At 72.2% G+C, this 17,372-nt stretch carries 12 protein-coding genes; 6 read left to right on the forward strand and 6 right to left on the reverse strand.

Annotation, left to right across the window (positions count from 1 at the left end; genetic code table 11):
• Positions 1 to 55: 55 nt before the first annotated feature.
• The 4 genes from ACFYNX_RS10815 (at position 56) to ACFYNX_RS10830 (ending at position 5,025) form a co-directional block, all read left to right on the forward strand.
• On the forward strand, positions 56 to 469 hold the full coding sequence (locus ACFYNX_RS10815; protein ID WP_388659961.1) for a hypothetical protein: 414 nt from the start codon (positions 56 to 58) through the stop codon (positions 467 to 469).
• 110 nt (positions 470 to 579) lie between these two features.
• Positions 580 to 1,311 carry a hypothetical protein gene (locus ACFYNX_RS10820; protein ID WP_388659964.1) on the forward strand — a complete coding sequence of 244 codons (732 nt, stop codon included), beginning with the start codon at positions 580 to 582 and terminating at the stop codon, positions 1,309 to 1,311.
• A gap of 547 nt (positions 1,312 to 1,858) precedes the next feature.
• Positions 1,859 to 2,692: a hypothetical protein gene (locus ACFYNX_RS10825; RefSeq protein ID WP_388659967.1), complete on the forward strand. Its 834-nt coding sequence runs from the start codon at positions 1,859 to 1,861 to the stop codon at positions 2,690 to 2,692.
• A 218-nt stretch (positions 2,693 to 2,910) separates the two neighbouring features.
• Complete coding sequence (locus tag ACFYNX_RS10830) at positions 2,911 to 5,025, forward strand: serine/threonine-protein kinase (protein WP_388659970.1); 2,115 nt, start codon at positions 2,911 to 2,913, stop codon at positions 5,023 to 5,025.
• 60 nt (positions 5,026 to 5,085) lie between these two features.
• Here the strand turns inward: ACFYNX_RS10830 and ACFYNX_RS10835 are convergent, their stop codons facing one another.
• From ACFYNX_RS10835 to ACFYNX_RS10860, 6 genes are all read right to left on the reverse strand, one after another.
• Complete coding sequence (locus ACFYNX_RS10835) at positions 5,086 to 6,870, reverse strand: SpoIIE family protein phosphatase (protein ID WP_388659973.1); 1,785 nt, start codon at positions 6,868 to 6,870, stop codon at positions 5,086 to 5,088.
• Positions 6,871 to 7,104: 234 nt separating this feature from the next.
• On the reverse strand, positions 7,105 to 7,533 hold the full coding sequence (locus ACFYNX_RS10840) for a hypothetical protein (RefSeq protein ID WP_388659976.1): 429 nt from the start codon (positions 7,531 to 7,533) through the stop codon (positions 7,105 to 7,107).
• Between the two features lie 617 nt (positions 7,534 to 8,150).
• Positions 8,151 to 8,759, reverse strand: a complete 609-nt coding sequence (locus ACFYNX_RS10845; protein WP_388659979.1) for a hypothetical protein — start codon at positions 8,757 to 8,759, stop codon at positions 8,151 to 8,153.
• A gap of 168 nt (positions 8,760 to 8,927) precedes the next feature.
• Positions 8,928 to 9,713: a TIGR04222 domain-containing membrane protein gene (locus ACFYNX_RS10850; protein ID WP_388659982.1), complete on the reverse strand. Its 786-nt coding sequence runs from the start codon at positions 9,711 to 9,713 to the stop codon at positions 8,928 to 8,930.
• A gap of 699 nt (positions 9,714 to 10,412) precedes the next feature.
• Positions 10,413 to 12,077, reverse strand: a complete 1,665-nt coding sequence (locus ACFYNX_RS10855) for an amidohydrolase (RefSeq protein WP_388659985.1) — start codon at positions 12,075 to 12,077, stop codon at positions 10,413 to 10,415.
• Between the two features lie 74 nt (positions 12,078 to 12,151).
• Positions 12,152 to 13,636, reverse strand: a complete 1,485-nt coding sequence (locus ACFYNX_RS10860; protein WP_388659987.1) for an APC family permease — start codon at positions 13,634 to 13,636, stop codon at positions 12,152 to 12,154.
• 135 nt (positions 13,637 to 13,771) lie between these two features.
• Between ACFYNX_RS10860 and ACFYNX_RS10865 the strand changes: the two genes are divergently transcribed.
• Both ACFYNX_RS10865 and ACFYNX_RS10870 read left to right on the forward strand, forming a co-directional pair.
• Positions 13,772 to 14,515 carry a TetR family transcriptional regulator gene (locus tag ACFYNX_RS10865; protein ID WP_388659990.1) on the forward strand — a complete coding sequence of 248 codons (744 nt, stop codon included), beginning with the start codon at positions 13,772 to 13,774 and terminating at the stop codon, positions 14,513 to 14,515.
• A 152-nt stretch (positions 14,516 to 14,667) separates the two neighbouring features.
• On the forward strand, positions 14,668 to 16,677 hold the full coding sequence (locus tag ACFYNX_RS10870) for an ATP-binding protein (RefSeq protein WP_388659993.1): 2,010 nt from the start codon (positions 14,668 to 14,670) through the stop codon (positions 16,675 to 16,677).
• Positions 16,678 to 17,372 lie beyond the last annotated feature (695 nt).

Genomic DNA, 17,372 nt, shown 5'->3' on the forward strand with positions numbered 1-17,372 from the left:
CCCGAAGACCCGTCGACCGCTGTGCGACACCGCATGCGGCAAGCAAGGAGAATCCGTGTTGACCGAACACCGGCACCAGCCCGTCGACGAGACGCCCGTCCCCGCGGTCGACACGCACCTGGAGATCCTGCTCCGCATGGTCGAAGCACAGCCCGCGGCCAGGATGGCGATCTGCCTGACCACACGGGGCGGTGTCGTCGCCGGCCATCTGGTGGCCGCGCAGACATGGGCGGAACGCTGGGAAGAGACTGTGCGCCAGGCCGACGAACAGCGACAGACCGAGGTGATCGCGCATCTGCCGCAGATGATCCAGTCGACACAACGGCACGGCGAGGCCTCCGAGAACGGCCTGCACCCGTTCCTGCACCTGGTGGACGTCACTTTCATGTCCGTTCCCGGTCCCCTCACCTCCCCGGTATGGCGCGGACGAGTCAGCGATGTCTGCGGATGGTCGCTCGGCACCGTCTGACCGGGCGTCCGTCGGCAGGCCGAGCAGTACGTGGTCGCTCGTCGCTGTCGAGACCCAGGACAGGCGTTTAATCGGATGTGCGTACGACGCGGAGTTGTTAGGTTCGCCGTGTGCCGAAGCTGAATCAGATCATCGCAGTCGAAAAGGGCGTCAAGTCCAAGGCTCTTCAAGAGCTCACCCAGGCCCACCAGGACGTGCAGAAGCCCGCCCTGCTGGCCGGGATCTCCCGGACCTACCAGCCCAAGGACGAGGAGGGCGAGCAGTTGCCGCCCGAGTCGACGCGGGTGCAGGTCAAGGCCGAGGACGTTCTGCGGGCGACCGCCGGGACACTGACGCGGCTCTTCGACGTGACCGCGACGAAGGACTGGGCGAACCGGTCCGCGGTCGCGGACGTGGCGGTCGACGGGACGGTGCTGCTGCCCCAGGTGCCCGTGCCGTACCTGTTGTTCCTGGAGAAGCAGCTCACCGACCTGCACACCTTCGTGCGCAAGCTGCCGGTGCTCGACGCCTCCGAGTCGTGGAACCTGGACCCCTCGACGGACTCATGGAAGACGGACCCGGTGCGGACCATCCGCACGAAGAAGGTTCCGCGCAACCACGTGAAGGCCGAGGCCACGGAGAAGCACCCGGCGCAGGTCGAGGTGTACTACGAGGACGTTCCGGTCGGTTACTGGACCACGGTGAAGTTCTCCGGCGCGCTGCCCGCCCGGCGGGTCAACGAGCTCCTCGACCGCGTCGAGAAGCTCCAGCAGGCCGTCAAGTTCGCCCGTGAGGAGGCGAACAGCACCGAGGTCACCGACCAGCGGGTCGGCGACGCGGTGTTCGGCTACCTCTTCCGGTAGCCCCCACACACGCCCTCCGTCGCGAGCGGAGGGTGCGCGATGAGCGCAAGCTGAAACTGATGTCGAAGCTGATGGAGGGGTGTCAGTCGGGGGTTCGAATCCCTCCCCCCGCACCACGTGCGGGGGTGGCCCAAGCCTGGCAGAGGCGGCCCCGTGAAACTCAGATTCTCGCTCCAGTCTCAGTATTCGCCGCCGAACACCGGATCGACCGAACGTGGGCGAACATCGACGGATGGGGGTTCAAGTCCCCTCGGCGCCTCTTCCGTGGCGCTGTAGTTCAAAGGCAGAACACGCCGATCTCAACGTGACCCGCGGTTCTTAAACGCCGCCGGTGTGCGCAAATGGGTGGCAAGCTGGAGCCCGGGAGCTGGACATGCTCCCGGGCTCCGTCACGTTCCGGCGGCCGGGACGCCGGGGGTGGGGTGCGGGATCCTGCGGTGACCGACCGCCCCGTCCGACAGGGCGAGTGATGTGCGGTCGGCTCGTCATTCCCTCGCCGTGGCGGGGCCGGCGCATGAGGGCTCGGCCGAACGGGAATCATGGCCGGATGAGAAACAGGGGGTACGGCACCGGTTGGTACCGCGGGCGGCTGCCCTACTGGTTACGGGGGCTGCTCGTCCTCGCGGTCGGATGGGGGGCCTTCCTGTGCGGTCAGCAGGTCGCCGAAGGCTACGGCGCGACCATGGAATACCGGGACGCACCGGTGTGCCGGGGCGGGGCCCGGAGCGGAGACGGGGACGGCGAGGGGCCGTGCGTGCGGCGCGAGGCGGGCACGGTGCTCGACCGGCGGACGGGTGAGCACTGCACGTCCAACGGCACGAGCGGCGGCACGACAGGGGGCATCACCACCGGAGGCGTCACGGCCGGAGGCGGTATGAACACCGCCGGTGGCAGCATGGGCGGCGTGACGGCCGGTGGGGTGACCACCGCAGGCGGCGGGGGCGGCGGTACGACCTGTACGACGTACTACGACCTGAGGGTGCAGTGGCCAGGGGGTGCAGCCTGGCTGGGCGTCGGGTCGGAGACGTACGACGACGCCGGGAAGGGTGACCGCGCCGAGGTCCGGCTGTGGCAGGGGGACGCCGTGGAGCTGAGGGTTCGCGGCCACGTCGATTCCTACGCGCCGTCTTCGCAGCACGCGGTCCTCCCGTGGTTCGCGCTGGGCTGTCTGCTCCTGGCGGGCGGTGCGTGGGCGTTGCTGAGCGGGCGGCTCTCCGGCCTCTTCGCCTTCCCCAACTTCGGCTTGCTCTTCGTGGCCTTCGGGGTGAGCTGGCTCGGCACCATGGCGCTGTTCGGCGGCCACCCCGCGGTCTGGGCGTTCGCCGTCCTGTGGACGGGCTTCGCGGTCTTCTGGACCGTGGGTGCCTGGCGGGACGGGTAGCAGACCGTTCGAGCCGCCGGCGGCGGGCGTTGCAGCGGGTCGGCCGGCCGGAGACCGTCCTTCTGCGGGTGGCGGCGCCCCGTAGTCGCTCACTGCGGAGGGTCTCGCGCTTCATGGAGCGGCAGAAGGGGCGGCACGGTTCACCCTCTCTCGCCCGCGCTTCCGGCCACCACCGTGCGGAGTCCGTTGTTCGCCGGCGCCGTGCCTCATCGTGCTGTGTGCGGTTCGGACCGAGCATCTACTGTGGTTCGAATCCAGGTTTCGAGGGGGGGCTCATGCAAGGCGAAGACAGGGCTGAAACGGGTGGTGGCTCCGACGGTCCATGGGCGGACGGCACAGCTCGGCAAGCGGGCCCCGGGGCGACTCAGCAGTGGCCCGCTGCCTCGTCCCAGGGAGCCTCGTCAACGCCTGATCACCCGCAGATGGTCATCGAGGGCCGCTACGCGCTGCTGGAACCGATCGGCAGCGGCGGCATGGGCGAGGTGTGGAAGGCCTACGACCAGCGGCTGCGCCGGTTCGTCGCCATAAAAGGCCTGCTCGACCGCAACGCGGTGGCCGCCGGCTCGCAGGCTGCGGCCATGCGGCGGGCGCGCCGGGAGGCGGAGGCCCTGGCCAAGATCGAGCACCCGAACGTGGTGACGGTCCACGACCAGGTCGAGACCGATGACCAGGTCTGGATCGTGATGAAGCTGCTCGACGGCAGGTCCTTGGCGGATCTGCTGCGCGAGCGGAGGAGGCTCGCGGTACCGAAAGCGGCGGACATCAGCCGTCAGGTTCTCCAGGGGTTGCGAGCGGTGCACGCCGCATCGGTCCTCCACCGCGATGTGAAGCCGGGCAATGTGCTGGTCCGGGAGGACGGGCACGTCATCCTGGTGGACTTCGGGATCGCGACGTTCGAGGGAGCAACCCCGCTGACCCGGTCCGGAAGCATCATCGGCACGCCTCCGTACCAGGCGCCCGAGCTCTTCTCCCGCGGTCCCAGCCCTGCCTCGGACCTGTGGGCCCTGGGGGTCACGCTGTACGAGATGGTCGAGGGCGGTCTTCCCTTCGAAGGCAGGGAGCCCTGGGAGGTCCAGGCGAGCATCCAGCGGTCTCCGCACCCGGCTCCGCGGCACGCGGGGCTCCTCGCTCCGGTGATCCAGGGGCTCCTGCGCGCGAACCCCGACGAACGCCTGGACACGTCCACGGCGGACGGCATGTTGCGCGGGGTGCTGAGCACTCCGTCGAACGCCGTTCCCACCGGGGACGCGATGCGGCCGCCGGGGAACCGGCCGGAGCTCGCGTCCGAGTACGCGTCGCAGCACGCGCCCGCTCCGGCTCTCGCGGGAGTCCCCGCTCCCCCGCCCGCACCGGAGAAGAACTCCGGACCCCGGTCCTGGAAGGGCGTGAAGAGGGCGATGGCGGCGGCTCTCGCCGTGGCGTTGCTGACCACCGTCGGCTGGTTGGTGGCGAACCACGTCGGCTCGGGTCCTGAATCGGGCGAGAAGGACGAGGCCGGTAACACCGTCGGCCCGGACGGCCGGAGCGGCGACGCCGGGGAACAGGCGTGGACGGAGTGGAAGAAGAACCATTCCCATCTGAAGATCGGCGTCAAGGCCGATCAGCCGGGGCTGAGCCAGAGGAAGGGAAAGGACGCCGAAGGGAACTACACCTACGCGGGCCTCGACGTCGACATGGCCTACGCGGTCGCCCGGAAGCTGGGATACGAGGACAGGGACGTCGAGTTCGTCGAGGTCACATCAGGAAACCGGGAAAGCCACCTGGAAAGGAAGGCCGTGGATCTCGTCATCGCCTCCTACACCATGCGGGAAAGCACCACGTTGGATTTCGTCGGCCCTTACTACACCGCGGGCCGAGGGTTCCTGGTGCGCAAGAACTCGGTGAGACACGGCGAGATCAAGGACTCCAGTTATCTGAGGGCGAAGAAGGTCGAGGTGTGCACCGCCAAGGGTTCGACCTATGCGAAGGACCTGCCCTCGCTCGGTTTCACCCTGATGAAGTCCCTGCCGGCCACGTACCAGTACTGCCTGGAACAGTTGCTGAGCAACGAGACGAACGTCTACGCCGTGGCCTCCGACGATGCCGTTCTCGCGGGCTACGCCCAGTCGGACAAGGTCCGGATGCTGGATCCGATCGAGGGCACGGAGGAATACGGGGTGGCCATGCTCTCCGGGACGCCGCCTCTGAAGAAGAAGGTGTGCTCGGCGGTGGCGGAGATCCTCAAGGACACGTCGGGGTGGGATTCCATGTACCAGAGGAATCTGGCCCTCCTGCTCAAGAAGCCCACGCCCGGCGTGCCCGACCTGGACCCGGAGGCGTGCCCGGAGGACTGAACGGGTCCGGCTCCGGCGAATCCATCGCGACGGGTGACCGCCGGCCCCCTGCGGGGGAGGTCACGGTCCGGTCGAATCGTTCTCGTCCAGTTCGAACCAGACGGTCTTGCCGTCCGGTTCGGGGCGGACGTTCCAGCGGTGAGCCAGCAGATCGAGCAGGACGAGGCCACGGCCGGACGAGGACAGTTCGCCGGGGGCTCGGCGATGCGGGACTTCGTCGCTGCGGTCGGTGACCTCGATGCGCAGGTGACGCCGTTCCTCGACACCGCTGATGTGGGCTCGCAGGACAGCCGAATGCTCGGTATGGATCAAGACGTTTCCCAGAAGCTCGGAAGCGAGGAGCAGCGCGGTGTCCACGTGCTCGGAGTACGCCCAGTCGTGGAGCAGCCCCCGGAGCTCGATCCGCGCATCGGCGAGCCCGTGGGCCTGGTCTTGTTCCAGGGTCAGCCGAAGGCTGCGTCCCGCGGGGTCCACGGAGGAGCCCGCCGGATCGCGTCGTAGAAGGAGCAGGGCGATGTCGTCCTCCGTGAAGGAGGACGGTCCGCTGCCGTCCTGTGGGGGATGCGGGGCGACGACGGCGTTCATGAGCCGGTCCGCCAAGCCGTCGATGTCACCGGCGGTGCCCGGTTCCAGGGCGCCGCGGACACGGAGCCAGCCGGAGTACATGTCATGACCACCGGACTCGATCAATCCGTCGGTGCACAGCATGAGGATCTCGTTCTCGCGCAGGGTCATGACGCTGACCGGATAGTCGTCCTCGCCGAGTTCGAGTCCGAGGGGCAGACCGCCGCGCACGTGCTTGAGCAGGCAGGTTCCGTCCGGGAGGCGCAGCACTGGGTGCGGGTGGCCGGCGCGGGCGATGCGCAGCGTGCCGCTCGCGGGATCGGCTTCGAGGTAGATGCAGGTGGCGAAGCGGTTCTCGCCCAGCGATGCCAGGAAGCGGGACGCACGGGCCAGTACGGCATCGGGCCCGTGTCCCTCGGCGGCGTAGGCGTGAATGGCGGTGCGCAACTGGGACATCAGGCCGGCGGCTTGGACGTCATGGCCTTGGACGTCTCCGATCACCACTCCCAGGCGTCCGCTGGGCAGGACGATGCTGTCGAACCAGTCGCCGCCGACCATGAGCCCTCCGCCGGTGGGCACGTACCGCGCCGCGACGGTCAATCCCGGGAGCCCGGGACCGACGCGGTCCATGCTGCTCCGCAGGCCCTGTGACAGCGCGTGGTCCGCCTGGCCGTCGTAGGCGCGCTCGATGCTCTGGCCGAGCAGGCGGGCCACGGTCATCAAGAACGCGCCCACGTCGTTGATCCTCGGGAGGGGGGCGTCGAACACGGCGAGCCAGACGCCGGTCAGTCGGCCGTACGTCACCAGAGGGAGAAAGGCCCAGGCCTCGGTGCCCGGCCGGTCGGCGAGCGCCCAGGCGGACGGGAATCGTTCCCTGTACTCCTGCGGGGAGGTCAGGAGCACGGGGCGGCCGGTCCGGATCACCTGGATGGCGGGGTGGTCGCCGTCCAGTGGCAGACGGAACGCTTCGCCCTCGTTGTCGCACAGTCCGATCTGGCAGACGCAGTGCAGGAACTCGCGATCGGTCCGGAACATCGCCTGCCCGCACAGGGGCAGCTCGCCGTCCGCCAGCCGGGAGATCAGGACGAGGGCTTCACCGAGAGATTCCGTCCGCGCCAGCTCGTGTCCCACGACGAGCAGATCGGCTTCCTTGCGGGTACCATGCCTCACCGCCTCGCCGGAGCTGTAGGCGGGCACGCTTGCCAGCCGGTTGAGTGCGTCGACCTGGCGTATCTCGGCATCCTGGTCCTCGAAGCCGCTGTGCTCGTCTCCACCGGCCACCCGCGGCACTCCCCTCTGCTCGGATCGTTCCGTGCCACACCGCCTGGTCCCCATACTCCGGCAACCGGCCGCGCCTCGCCTGCTCGGCGGGTACGACGCGTCCGTGGCCACGGCCTGGACGGGTCCGGTGCCCTGCGGCAGCAGCGGCTCGGCCCGGGCCCAGGCGGTTCGCCGGATCCCCCGTACCGCGAGACGCGATCCCGAGCGGAGGGGACCTGCTTCTGCAACGGGTTCTCAGCCCTGCGCCGGATCCGGTCGACCCGGTCCTCGAAGGCGGTTCCCGGAGCGCTGTCCACGGATGTGACGCGCGTACGAGACCGTCACCGCCACCGGAAGGCCGGCCAGGAAGAGGGAGAGTCCCACGGGGAGCACTCCCGCCCCCACCGAGGGTGAGACGTATGCGGTTCCGGAGGCTCCGTCCACCAGCCGCGCGCGAACCGGCGGCGAGCCGGTGTCGCCCTCGACGAGGACCCCGGACGGCGAACCGCCGCCGTCCGGGGCGAAGGTGCCCCGGCAGGACTCCGATGTTCCCGCGTTGGCCGCGGTGGCGTCGTACGTCCGGCAGTCGATCTCGCTCACGGTGCCCGGCGCGCCCCACAGGGCCGCCCGCAGCTCCCCCGTGAAGTTCGCCAGCACGGCACACGCCAGTACGAGTCCGACCACGCAGGCCAGGGCAAGCCACGGCGCCGGCCCCACCCGCTCCTGTCGCCCGTCCAGAACGCCCCCTCGTTCGACCCTTACCCGCAGCCCCCGGCGGTCCTCCATCGTGACCGATCCGGAACCCCCCGGGAAGAGGTCCCGGCGACCGTCGTGCGGGTGTGTGCGACGTGCCCGCCGAACTCGCCGCGCCGGCCGCCGCCGAGTGGCACCGGAGCGACCGGCCAGGTGCGTTCCCCGACGAGACGCTACGGCGGGGCGGCCCGTGCTCCCCGCGCGAGGGGGATCCCGGTGCGGGCGGGGAACCCGCCCCTTTCGAGGGCGGCGACGGCGCTCGTACGCAGGAGGCCGGTCGCATCCGGCCCAAGGCAGGCCCACCACCGTGTCCGTCCCGAACGGGCGGGGCAGCACCCCGCCCCGGTCCGCCGGGGCGACACGTCGGTGTCCCCGGGAGGGACCGTCCGCGGTCGGAGCACCGGCAGGTGTCGTGCGGAGGGCACGGGTGCGGGTGCCGGGAGGGCGGTCCGCACTTCACGCCCCTTCCGGGCACTGCTCCCTGGTGGTCGTCGAGGACCTCCGACGCACGGGACGGTTACCGGACAGCGCCCCGGTTCACCGCCGGGTCAGACCCTGCCCTCGGGTTCTGACAGGTGTGCCCGTAGCCGCGCCTCGGCCTGATCGGCCTCCAGGTGCGGGGTGATGGTGACGTACACCTCGGTGGGGTCGGGTGTGGTCACCGCCGCCCACAGCAACACGCCCCAGAGCAGCACCGCGGCGCCGTCCTGGCGCCGGATCCCGATCCCGACCGGAACGGCGGCACCGATCCTCGACGGCGGTGCGGTTCCGAAGTCCGGCGGCGCGTAGGAGGCCGGGCCCTCGCCGGCCAGGACCACCGGATCGGCCAGTACCTTCAGCCACTCCACGGTGACACCCGGCACGATCCGTCGCAGGGCCGCCTCCGTCCAGGTGCGTACGGTGGCGGGCGGGTCGTCGAACATGTGCAACGGGCAGTTCGGGGCAGCGAGCCGCTCGAAGTCGTCCCTCGGCGTGCCGTAGCGCGGGTTGTCGAAGGTCTCGCCCGTCTTGCGGCCCCGGTGGTCCACCTTCCAGCCCCGGCGGATCGTCTCGTTGGGGGTCCAGCCGTCGTCGCCGGCGTACTCCCCGGAGATCTCGTAGATCCAACTGCCGTCGCCGACCTCCGGCCTGCGCCTGCGTAATCCGAACAACCCCATCCGTGTTCCCGCCCCTCGTGGTTTCGATACGCCCCGCCCCGGGTCGGCGCTCCGGCCGCCCGATGCTTCCGGATCCTGCCCATTCCCCCGGCCCGGCAGTCGTGAACGCCCGCCCTTCGGACCGCGTCCTGGGTGACGAGCCGGACGGGGTGTCGAACGGGGCGACCTCTAGAAGCCCGCTCCGCCGAGGCCCGGCGGGTCGTTGTTCTCCGCGTACGACGGCTCGGGGCGCCGCAGGGCACGGCGGAGATCCTCCGGCACGGCCGTTCCGGTGCCCCCGGTGGCGACGTCGTACAGGGCCCGGTCGGTGCCGGACGCACCGGTCGGGAGGTTCCTCACGAGGCGGTCACCCGCTTCGGTGAGGCGCTCGGGACGGAAGCGGGCGAGGCGGCGCGACAGCAGGGAGAACAGCCCGAAGGCCGGTGACACGGACGCCACCCAGCCGGCGTCGGGATGGCCTCCTGACGCCCACGCCGCCAGAGCCGTCAGACAGAGCGGAACGGTCGCGAAGCCCGCCGATGCCGCCGCCACCTCCCAGCCCTCCCGCCGGGCAGCCCGCCCCGGGTGGGCGAGCAGGCCCTCCTCCGCCAGGGAGGCTCCGAGTCGGCGTACGGCCCGGCTCCTCGCCACGCGGTCCTCCGTCCTCGGCCCGGGGGCGCCGCGACCGGGTCGGCACGAGGCCCGGGCGGCGGCCTCGACGGGATCGAGCGCGCGGCCGCCGCCACCGTGGTCGACGGACGGCACGGGCACGTCCACGCGGACGATCCGGTTCCCCACCGCAGTGATCAGGCCCGCTCGGTGCAGTGCCGTCAGCGTCGTCAGCGCCGTGCGCCCGGGTCCCCCGGTGAGATACGCGTACGCGTACGGCCCCGGGGCGTCGCCGTCCCGTACGGGCCGTGACGGACGATGGGCACGGACCAGGTGGTGGCACACCAGGAAGCCGAGTGTCGTCACACCCGTCGCCGCCCACACGACCGCGCCCGCCCACATCCACATGAGTCCGCCCCCCGACGCCCTCGACGCTCCGGATTCCGCAGGAGCTCCGAACACATTGTCCGCGAGCCGGAGGTTCCTGAACAGAACGCCTTTGCACGGCGGTCCGGTCGCCGCCACCCGGCGGTTCCCCGCGGCTCCGGCCGCGAAGTCCCGGCTCGGGGCGTGACGGGTTCGTCGCGGACGGCGACCTCCTCCCGGAAGGCGTTTCCCGTGAGGTCCCGGGCACGTCCCGTGCCACGGGCACGTGTCCGGTCCGCGCCCGGGGCGCCCTGGTGGGGAAGGGGACGAGCCGGGCCCGCGACCAAGGAGCACCTCGCTTCCACCCGCGCGGAAGGCTCCCACCGGGTGCCCGGACGGCCGGTCCGGATCCCGGCCCGCCTCCGTCTGCGCGGGGCCCTCCGGTCCTCCTCCGGACGACCCGTGCGCCGGGCCGTCCCAGGACCGGGGTGTGTTCACCGACGTCTCCTCGTGGACCGTGACGGCCCGAGAGGGCGGATGCCGGCCACCCTGCTCTCTTTCGGCCGGGTCGACCGGGTCGGTCGGCTTCGGGCCGGGGCTTGCAGTCCAGGGCCGGTGAGGCCGGCCAGGACGGTCCGGCGGCCGCTGACGGTCGAGACGCGTCGGAAGAAGCCGCCGCCGGTCGTCCCCGCGGTCCGTTCAGTGCGCGTCCGCGTCGTGGACCCGCACGCCGCCCACGTACGTCTGGACCGCGCGGACCGCGTGGAGGTCGGTGGGGGCCACGGTGAACGGGTCGCGGTCCAGGACCGCGAGGTCGGCGAGACGGCCGAGCGCGATCACACCGGCGTCGTCCTGATGGTTGACCCACGCGGAACCGGCCGTGTACGCGGCGAGGGCGTCGGCGAGAGCCAGGCGCTGTTCGGGCAGGAACGGGGGGCGCAGGTCCGGTTCGCCCAGCTCCTCCGCCCACACCTGACGGTTGACGGCGACGTGGATGCCGTGCCAGGGGTCGGGGCTGGAGACGAACCAGTCGCTGCCCGCCGCGAGGACGGCACCGGCCGCGTGCAGGGCCCCGAAGGGGTACTGGCGCCGTCCGCGTTCCTCGCCGAGGAAGGGCAGCGTCAGTTCGTCCATCGCCGGTTCGTGCGCGGCCCACAGCGGCTGCATGTTCGCGGCGGCGCGCAGGGTGCGGAACCGCGGGATGTCGTCGGGGTGCACCACCTGGAGGTGGGCGAGGTGGTGGCGCAGGCCGGTGTGGCCGTGCGCGGCCACGGCCGCTTCGAGCGAGTTCAGCGCCTCGCGGACCGCCCGGTCGCCCAGGGCGTGGAAGTGGATCTGGAACCCGTGGCCGTCGAGGGCGATCACGGCGTCGCGGAGCACGGCCGGGTCGACCATGGAGATCCCGGCGTTGTCGCCCGGACAGCCGCAGGGGTCCAGGTAGGGCTCCAGCATGGCGGCGGAGAAGTTCTCCACGACCCCGTCCTGCATGATCTTGACGCTGCCGGCGGTGAAGCGCCGGCCTCCAGCCGCCCGTTCGCGGCGGGCGAGCAGCGAGTCGATCTGTCCGAGGTCCTGGTCGCGCTCCCACCAGAGCGCTCCCCGCACCCTCGCGGTCAACGAGCCGTCGGCGTCGCAGGCGAGGTAGGTGTCGAGGGGATCGGGGAAGCCCGCGTACGTGCCGACGAGGGCGTCCTGCCAGCCGGTGATCCCGAGCGAGTGCAGCAGTTCCTGGGCGGCGAGGAGCCCGGCTCGGGCCTCGGTCGCCGAGGCGGGGGGCACGAGGGCGCCGACGAGGGTCATGGCGCCCTCGTGCAGCACGCCGGTGGGTTCGCCCGTGGCGTCGCGCTCGACGCGGCCGTCCGCGGGGTCGGGCGTGTGCCGGTCGATCCCGGCCAGGGCGAGGGCCCGGGAGTTCACCCATGCCGAGTGTCCGTCGCGGACGGGGAGGTAGGCGGGTCGGTCGGGGAGGATGTCGTCGAGCTGGTCGCGGTGGGGCAGGCCCCCCGGAAAGGCGTCGAAGGACCAGCCGCTGCCCCGGATCCAGGCGGCCCTCGGGTGGGCGGCGGCGTGGGCGGCGATCGTGGCCCGGTAGTCGCGTGCGGTGCGGTCCGCGCTCAGGTCGCATCCGAGCATGCCGATCCCGGCGATCACCGGGTGGACGTGGGCGTCGGTGAAGCCGGGTTGTACGAACCGGCCGCCGAGGTCGGTCACCTCGGTGCGCGGCCCGACGTGTTCGCGGACTTCCCGGTCGGTGCCGAGGGCGGTGATCCGACCGCCGGTGACGGCCAGCGCCGATGTCCGGTGGCGTACGGGGGACGCCGTCCAGATGGTGCCGTTGAGGAGGACGAGGTCTGCGTGGCGCATGTGTGGGCTCCGTTGGGTGGGAGGGTGGGAGAACGGCCGGAGCGGGCGTGCCGGCGCCCGCGTCCGGGCCGTGGTCAGCCCCCGGCGGCCGGGGTCGGCGCGAGGGGGGTCGGCGGCTGGGTGAAGTAGGCGGCCCTGCGCCGGTAACGGGTCCACAGGGCGGCGGGCACGCCGAGGGCGATGACGGTGAGCGGCAGGACCGTGAGGAAGCGCCCGTTCTCGGCGTCGAAGGCCAGGTGGTCCGCCGAGTTCCACTGCTGGTGGGCCACGAGGCCGCCGAGCAGCAGGAGCGCGATGCCGCCGAGCAGCGGCAGCAGGGCCGCGACGAGCGCGTCCCGTGCCCGACCCCTCAGTTCGTGGCGGAAGGTGACGGCGCAGGCGATGCCGCCGATCCCGTACATCAGCGAGACCAGGATGCCGACGGAGTTGACGACGGCGACGACCACCTCGGACAGCGACCCGGCGGCCAGCCCCGCGAGCGACACCCCGACGGCGAGGGCCGCGATGCGCACGGTGGAGGTGACGGGCGTGCCCCAGGCGGGATGCAGCCGGGTCCAGCTCGGGCCGAGGACCCCGTCCCGGCCCATGGCGAGCGTGAGCCGGGCCCCCGCGATGACGCTCGACTGCATGCAGGCGACGGTGGCGAAGAGCATCGCGGCGAGGGCTGCGGTCGCACCCGCGGTGCCGTAGAAGGTGCGGGCCAGTTCGGTGATGCCGGACAGCGGGTCCGCGAGCTGTCCGGGCGTGAGGGCGTGCAGGAAGCCGGTGGCCGAGAAGAGGAAGAACCCGGTCGTGACGAGGATCGCGATGATTCCGGCCCGGCCCGGCGAGCGGACCGAGGTCGACTCCTCGACCACGGAGAAGGCGCTCTCCCAGCCCCAGAACATGTACGCAGCCATCACGGTCGCTCCGAGCAGCGTGAGCGTGTCGGGGAAGGCGAACGGCGAGAACCACGAGGCGGAGACGGGGGCCGCGTCGCCCCGGACGAAGGCGGTGGCCACGAGGACGGTGACCACGACCGCGGAGAAGCCGAGCAGCACGCTCTGCACCGCGGTGGCGCCCCGCACCCCCCGCAGCGCGCTCACGACGATCAGGCCGCTCCACACCAGGCCGGTGACGGTGACCGTGGGGGCGTCGTCCGGGGAGAGCGCCGTCACGCCCGCCTCCGCGAGCAGCCCGAGGGTGAACTGGCCGGCGAGCTGTCCCGCGTACGACAGGAACAGGATGTTGGTGGCCACCGAGGTCCATCCGGTGAGGTAACCGGTCCAGGGACCCAGCGCCCGGCGCACCCAGACGTACGCCGTCCCGCAGTTGGGATCGCGGGCGGCGAGCCGGGCGTAGCCCCCGGAGACGGCCAGGATCGGCAGGGCCGCCAGCAGGAAGGCCGCGGGCATCGCGGTGCCGGCGAGCGCGGCGAGGAAGGCGAGGCCGATGCCGACGCTGACGGTGGGGCTGATGTTGGCCAGCGCGATGACCACGCCGTGCCGGGTGCCGAGGGTCTTGCGGAACGTGGCGGCGGGTGGCGGCGCCTCGCCGGAAACGGGGCTTGCGTGGTCCATGAGCAGCGCTCCTCGGTTCGGGGTGCCCCGCAGACAACCGCTCGCCGCACTATTTTGTCAACGGTGTGGGTAAAAAGATTTCGCACCGTGCGACGGGGCTTGCGGAGGCCATGCCCGGCCTGGTCTGATCACCCCATGGCAGTACGAGGCAGAGGCCGTCCCCCCAAGGTCGAGCTGGACCTGCGGATCATCGTGGACGCCGCACTCGCGCTGACCGACGACGAGGGCGCGGCGGCCCTCAGCGTGCGGCGGCTGGCCGCGAGACTGGGCGTCGACCCTTCCGCCCTGTACCGGCACGTCCGGGACAAGGACGAACTCCACCTGGCCCTGGCGGACCGCTTGTTCGAGGAGACGCTGGCCGGATTCGAGCCTTCGGAGGGCTGGCGCGACACACTGCGCGACCTCGCGCTGCGCACGCGCGCAACGGCTCTGCGCCACCCCGGCGCGGCGGTCGTGGCCACCTACCGCACCACTCGGCGGCCGGCCGAGATGCGGATCGTGGAGCACATCCTGGCGGCCTTCGGCCGGGCCGGCTGCTCCCCCGCGCTGGCCGCCGTGCTGCATCGGGTCTACGGGGACTTCTCCCTGGCCTGGGCGGGCATGGACGCGGCGTTCGAGACGCTCGACGGGGCGGCCCGTGCGGGCGACGAACAGGCATGGACCCGCGACTACCCCGCGGCCGACCCGGTGGCCTTCCCCGCGATCGCGCGGAGCGTGGCCCACATGGCGCGGCTGGACGGGACCACGGTGTTCCTCGCCGCGCTGGACACCCTCCTGGACGGGCTCGCGGTGCGGATCGCGGCGGAGGCCGCGAGTCGGCGCCCGGACGCGCCCGGCGAACCGGCGGATCGGACGCCGGCCGCACAGCCGCCCCCGTGACCGGCACCGGGGCGTCCCGGCGGGCGACGGTGTCGCCCCGTGCGCCGTCCTGAACGCCCGCGGCCCTGCATCGGGCGGTGGGGAACGGCGGGACGATCACGCTTCGCCGGACCGGTGCATCCGGATCCCCTCCCTGTCGGAGAATGCAGGGAATGGAGAGCTGGAAGCCAACGCAGAGCGGTCCGTTCGTCGGACGGGCCGAGGAAGTCGGGGAGCTCGCCTCCCTGGTGGGCGAGCAGCGGCTCGTCACGCTGGTGGGAACAGGTGGGACGGGGAAGTCCCGGCTCGCGTCACGCGTCGCCGAAGACCGCGGGCCCGAGGCCTTCACGAGCGTCCACTGGGCTCCCCTGTGGTCGTTGACCAACGCCGCCCTGCTGGTACCCCTGGTCGCCGACGCCTGCGGACTGTCGGACCATTCGCCCGGCGAACCCGTCGGCGCGCTGGCCGACTGGATCGGCGGGCGCCGCGTCCTCCTGGTCCTGGACTCCTGCGAACACCTCGTGACCGCGTGCGCGGCGTTGGTGGCGGATCTCCTCGCGCGCTGTCCACGGCTCGTCGTGCTGGCGACCAGTCGCGAACCACTGGGTACGGAAACCGAGTTCCTGTTCCCCGTCGGCCCCCTGCCGGTCGACTCCGATGCGATGGAACTGTTCGCCGAACGGGCCGGCGCCGTCGGTGTCCGCTGGACGCGGCCCGAGGACTTCGTCGTCGCCGCCGAGGTGTGTCGCCGGCTGGAAGGCCTGCCCCTGGCACTGGAACTCGCCGCCGCGCAACTGCGGGAAAGACCGTTGTCCGCGATGGCACGGCTCCTGCGCGACGGGCTGTCCCTCGCCGGTGCCCCCGGAAGCCGGATCCAGCCGTCGCGCCACCGGGCGCTGCGCACCACGATCGGGTGGAGCCACGAGCTGTGCGAACCGCACGAGCGGCTGGTGTGGGCCCGCCTGTCGGTGTTCCGTTCGACCGTCACGGTGGCCGACGCGGTACGGGTGTGCCGCGGCGGGCCCTTGACCGAAGACGCCGTGGAGCGGGCCCTCGAGGGACTGGTCCGCAAGAGCGTCGTGACCCTGTCGGACGGGCGTCTGCGCCTCTACGACTCCGTGCGCGAGTACGGCGCGCTGTGGCTCGCGGAACTCGGCGAGACCCGGACGACGGCCGACAGGCACGCGCGGCGCTTCCACGAGGTGGCGCTCGCCGCCGAGGACTCCTGGTGGGGGCCCGGGCAGGTGGCGTCCTCTGCGCGGCTGACCGCCTGCCACGGCGACCTGTGTGCCGCGCTGGAGCACCTGCTGGCCACCGATCCCGCAGCGGCCGCCGAGTTGACGGGGGCGCTCGGCTTCTTCTGGGCGTGTTCCGGGCGTCTGCACGAGGCCGCCCACTACCTGGAGGAGTGCGCACGGTCGGTCTCCGGGCCCGGGGCCGTCGTGGGGAAGCTGGCCTGGGGGCTCGGGGTGGTGCGCTGTCTGCGGGGCGACCACGACACCGCGGCGGAGCTGGCGGACCGCGCCGAGAAGTGCGCGGTGCGGGTGCGGGACGCGACGCTGCTTGCCGACGTCGGCTACCTGCGCGGCCTGGTGATGCTGCTGCGCGGCGACCCACCGGGCGCACTGGCCGTCGCGGAGCGCGCTCTGGCGGCGGACGAGGGCGCGGCCATGCCCGCGGTGGCGCGGTGCCGACTGGTGAGGGTCTTCGCGTTGACGGCGTCCGGTCTCCTCGAGGAGGCCCGGGTCGGGGCCGAGGAGCTGCGGCTCGACTCGATGTCGGCGGGCGAACAGTGGACCCGGTCCTACGCCGAGTACCAGCTCGCGGTGATGGCGCTGCGGGAGCGGCGACCGGCCGACGCCGCCGACCACGCCCGGGCCATGCTGCGGGGCAAGCGCCTGATGGGCGACGTCTTCGGCCTCGGCCTGGGGCTCGACCTGCTCGTGGTGGCCCTGTCGGCGCTGGCCAGGGGCGAGGAGGCGGCATCGGCGTACGGGACCAGCCAGGTGTTCTGGCAGATGGTCGGGCATCCGCAACGGGGCACTCCCGAGCTGCAGCCGCTGCGGCGGAGCGCGGAGCTCTCGGCCCGGAAGCAGATCGGGGACGACGCGTACGACCGTGCGTACCGCCTGGCCACGCTGACGGATCCGTTCGCCGCGCTGATGGACATCCTGGCGGAGTGAAGGCGAGAGCCCGCCTGGAGGAGAAGGCGCCCCACGTGCCGGTGGCAGCGGCCGGTTGCGCCGTCGTCGCGGCCGCCGCCCTCCCGGTGGTCGAGGCGGACGGCGAGTGGGTGCGCCTTCGGGCGGGCGACGAGCCGGGCTCGGTGACCACGACGACGTGGGGGTGCCGCCCGCGGCCTCCCGGTCCCGCCGCACCGCCTCGCGACCGGCCTCCCGGCGGCGAGCACGGCACGGGCGTGCGGCGGCAGGGCCGTGCCGACACCGGTGAGGGAGACGCCCTGGCGGTCGCGGTCGAAGAGGGGTGCGCCGAGTCGGCGCTCCAGGGACCGTATCTGTTCGCCCGGGACACGAGGCTGTCCCGACCTGCCGACCCTCTCGGACGTGCTCGCCCCCGGGCGGGTCGCCGGTGACAGATCGGGAGGGCCGGTCACCGGTCGAGGCGCGTCCGGCGATCCGCCGGAACCGGCGTCCGGTCGGTGCGCGGACCGGGTGTCGCGAAAACCGGGACGTCCGGAGCCGCCTTCGTCCCGATGCCGTTCGGCAGGCCGGGACGCCGACGGGCCCGTCCCTGCGCCCGAGGGAGCATCCGTCGTGCGCCTCCGTCCACGACGCCCGCACGGGACCGCCTCCGCGTGCACGGGTCCGACGGCCACGACGGGCGCAGGGTGTGGTCACCGTGCGCCCGTGGCGTTCGC

Origin of the sequence: Streptomyces sp. NPDC007872, from assembly GCF_042868165.1 — a bacterium.
GTDB lineage: Bacteria > Actinomycetota > Actinomycetes > Streptomycetales > Streptomycetaceae > Streptomyces.